This is a genomic window from Occallatibacter sp. (genome assembly GCF_049582745.1).
Classification (GTDB): Bacteria; Acidobacteriota; Terriglobia; order Terriglobales; family Acidobacteriaceae; genus Telmatobacter.
This window is the reverse complement of the sequence record NZ_JBAUUO010000089.1, coordinates 1-3,533: the sequence shown is the minus strand read 5'-3', so window position 1 is coordinate 3,533 and position 3,533 is coordinate 1. Positions and strand designations below refer to the sequence as shown.

Sequence of the window (3,533 nt, the reverse complement as noted above, 5' to 3'; positions counted from 1 at the left end):
CCCCCCGACCAGAATCAGGCCGGCCCTCCCCCCGAAGGTCGCGGTGGTCGCGGCATGCGCATGGACCCCAACCGTCAGCTTGAGCGCATGACCCGCGAACTCAACCTGACATCCGATCAGCAGGAGAAGATCAAGCCCCTGCTGCTTGAGCGCCAGCAGAAGATGCAGGCTCTCATGCAGGATCAGTCAGTTTCACAAGAGGATCGCCGCGCCCAGATGCGCACCATCATGGAAGGCTCGAACAACAGCGTCAAAGCGATTCTGACCGACGATCAGAAGCAGAAATTCGAAGCCATGCAGCAGCAGCGGAGGCGGCACGGCGGCCCCGGCGGCCCGCCACCGGATGGCGGCGCTCCTCAACCGCAGCTCTAAATTCGCCAACCGGGCCGGAACGTATTCAGTTCCACTCCCCCAGACAACACGGGGACCGCGGATTTCAGTCTGCAGTCCCCGCTTGTTTTTCCGGCTACTTTGACGACTTATCGATAAAGGCCGCAAGATCGTCCTTCAACTTGTGCAGCGCTTCCACGTTGAGGTAGATCATGTGCCCGGACGGATAATACCCGAACTGTACATTCCCGCGAAGTTCCGGCTCCAGCATCATATGGTCCAGATCGTATTCGGTGGCGAAGAACGGCGTCGCCAGATCGAAATACCCGTTCGCGGAGAAGACGTGCAGATGCGGATTCTTGCGGATCGCGTCGCCCAGGTCTCCAGCCACGTAAGGCTGTACCTGCTCTCCTCCAGGGCCAGGTCGACTGCCCGCAGGCTTGTGTTTCATGTCCCATTGACCCATGATCAGGTTGTAGGCGGTGGGGCGGTACGCGTCGTTGCTTTCATACTTCAAGTCCCGCTCCAGGTAACCGTGAATGGCCGCCACAAACGCTCCGGCAATCCCCGTATCCGAAGGATCGTAGCCGGGGTTTTCGCCGGCCGCGTCCAGGTCTTCGCCCTCGAACCGCATGTCATAGCGGCCCAGTGTCTTGCGATCGCCACGCAGCACTTCCTTGCGGAACCGGGTCGGCGACACGCGCAGATTCGCCTCTTTGATATAGTCCACGCTCAACCCGGTGAGCCTGCTCATCTCCTTGGCCACGGAATCGAGCTCACTCGCCGGCAGCTTGTCCCCCTCATACATCGCCTTGGCAAACGGCCCCGACGCAAACTCCCGCGCCTGCTGCACCCACGTCGCAACATCCGGCGTTTTGTTTTGCACCTTGTCGAAGTACCACGCAGCAGCCGCATAGCTTGGCAGGTTGAAGATGTAGATGTTGTCGTAGCCCGGCGATCTGACCGCGTAGTTGAGGATCGATGAAATCAGCACAATGCCGTTCAACTGAATTCCGTCGCCCGCAAGCATGTCCGACAATCCAGCCGACCGTGTGGTTCCATACGATTCGCCAATCAGAAACTTCGGCGAGTTCCACCGCTGATTGACCGAGATATAGCGGCTAATGAAGCAGTCGAACGCCCTCAGATCCTCATCGACGCCCGTGAAATCCTTCGGCGTGCCCTTGCCTACGGCGCGCGAATAGCCCGTCAGCGGCGCATCGATAAACACCATGTCTGTCTTGTCGAGCAGGGAATACTGATTCGGGACCAGCTTGAAAGGGGGTCCCGCCGTGGCCTTGGGGCTATCCGTCTCGATCCGCACCGGCGAGAACGAACCCATATGCAACCACAAAGTTGCCGATCCGGGGCCGCCGTTGTAGAGAAAACTCACCGGCCGGGTCGCGGGATCGGCGCCATCGAGCGTGTAGGCCACGTAGAACATGCTGCCGTAAGGCTTATCGTCTTGATCGCGAATCAGCAGCGTGCCGGCCGTCGCCGTGTACTTCAGCGATTTTCCGCCGAGATTCAGTTCATGATGCGTCACCGAGCTCTTCTCCGGCGGAATCGGCGTTTCCTTAGGCGTTTCCTTGGGAGCCTCTTTTTGCTCCTCGCCGCCCGGTCGCCCTTGTTGCCGGGTCTGCGGCTGATCGGCAGGGTGCTCCTGCGCGTGGAGGCTGGATTGAAACGGTGTAAGACAGGAGAGACAAAGCGAGGCTGCAGCGGCAACCCCGCTCCAGGCGAAGCGACGCACGGATGTCATGAGCGGAAATTCCTCCAGAAAGGTTTGAACAGCCAGCCCGCACCCATTCGGGGAAAAGGATGCGGATTGATACGCGGATTTTAAAGCGACGTTCAACAGGGTCGGGAAGACGCAATCATTTTTCCCGGCCTGCGAGCATCATGACGATTTCTTCAGGTTGCGCCAAGCAACCACCTTTCCCTTGCGGCATTCTCAATCAGAGAACGAACCTTCAGAGCCTTCGGTTCGAGCAGAAACGCCAATCCCGCATGCACGTGTGCACCGCAAGAAAGCTGGAAGAAGGCAATCGAAAGATATGCGCCCTCGCCGCATTGATCAAAGAGCCGCCGTGAGTCACCGCTTCCTTATTGCTGGCTTTGCGTTGATTTGGCTCACATTTTCAGCTTGCGGCGGGAGTCCCAAAAGTGCTGATACGCCGACTCCAACCCCACCCCCTCCCCCCCAGCCGCAGATGCCCACCAGCCATCACGTCGTTCTGGTGATGGAAGAAAACCAGAGCTACTCCACTGTCGCCGGCAACATCGCGGCGTGGCCGAACCTCAATGCCCTCATGAAGCAAGGCTCCCGGCCCACCAACTACTTTGCCAACGCCCATTTTTCCATTCCCAACTACTTCATGCTCACCACAGGCCAGATCCCGACCACGGATGACAACTCAACCCAGGTCTGGAATATCGACAACTTCGCGCGCCGGATGATCTCTTCGAAGGTCACCTTCAAGGTCTACGCCGAGGGCATTACGCAGGGCTATCTGGGCGGAAACACCGGCCTCTACGTCGTCCGCCACAACCCCTTCGCCATGCTGTCCGACGTGGCCAACAACGCAGAGGTCGCCAATCAAGTCATCCAGCCCTTCTCACAATTCCTGACAGATGCCGCCAACAAGACGCTGCCCAACTTTTCCTATATCGTTCCCGATTTGAACGACGACGCGCACAATGGAACACCCTTGGCCGCCGATGCCTGGCTGCAGTCGAACGTCATCAGCCCTCTGGCAGCCAATCCGGCCTTTCAAAGCGGCGGCGACGGCCTGCTCGTCGTCGACTTCGACGAATCGGTCGTCAGCGACGTCGCAAACGGCGGCGGCCACGTCGCTCCCGCTCTCTGGGGACCCATCGTGAAAGCCGGGTTTACGCAGACATCCGCCACTGTCTACCAGCACCAAAGCATGCTGCGCACGGTGATGGAAGTCCTCAGCCTCACCAACCCGCCGGGCGCAGCAGCGGCCGCTCCCGATATGTCTGAATTTTTCGTGCTGAAATAAAGGGACGCGGTGAAACGGTGAATGAGTGAGGAAGTGAGGAAGTGAAGGAGTGAGGAAGTGAAGAAGTGAAGAAGTGAATGAGTGAAGAAGTTAAGAAGAGCTGTTCCGCTTCCTTGCGATTTCACCCCTGCACTTACTCACTTTTTCACGCTTCACTTCTTCCCTGCTGTTTTCCAC

3 protein-coding genes are annotated in these 3,533 nt (G+C 58.6%); 2 read left to right on the top strand and 1 reads right to left on the bottom strand.

Features of this window, described 5'->3' with window-relative positions:
* On the top strand, positions 1-372 hold a 372-nt coding region (locus WCA10_RS14350; RefSeq protein ID WP_472823218.1), incomplete at its 5' end, for a hypothetical protein.
* A gap of 94 nt (positions 373-466) precedes the next feature.
* On the opposite strand, the gene WCA10_RS14345 is transcribed toward WCA10_RS14350, so the two are convergent.
* Positions 467-2,092, bottom strand: a complete 1,626-nt coding sequence (locus WCA10_RS14345) for a S10 family peptidase (RefSeq protein ID WP_472823217.1) — start codon at positions 2,090-2,092, stop codon at positions 467-469.
* 451 nt (positions 2,093-2,543) lie between these two features.
* On the opposite strand from WCA10_RS14345, the gene WCA10_RS14340 reads away from it, so the two are divergent.
* Positions 2,544-3,356, top strand: a complete 813-nt coding sequence (locus WCA10_RS14340; RefSeq protein WP_472823216.1) for an alkaline phosphatase family protein — start codon at positions 2,544-2,546, stop codon at positions 3,354-3,356.
* The last annotated feature ends 177 nt before the right edge of the window (positions 3,357-3,533 follow it).

What these genes read in the sequence shown, in the direction of transcription:
- WCA10_RS14345 (WP_472823217.1), bottom strand. Translation starts at nt 2,092, where the DNA reads ATGACATCCGTGCGTCGCTTCGCCTGGAGCGGGGTTGCCGCTGCAGCC.
- WCA10_RS14340 (WP_472823216.1), top strand. Translation starts at nt 2,544, where the DNA reads ATGCCCACCAGCCATCACGTCGTTCTGGTGATGGAAGAAAACCAGAGC.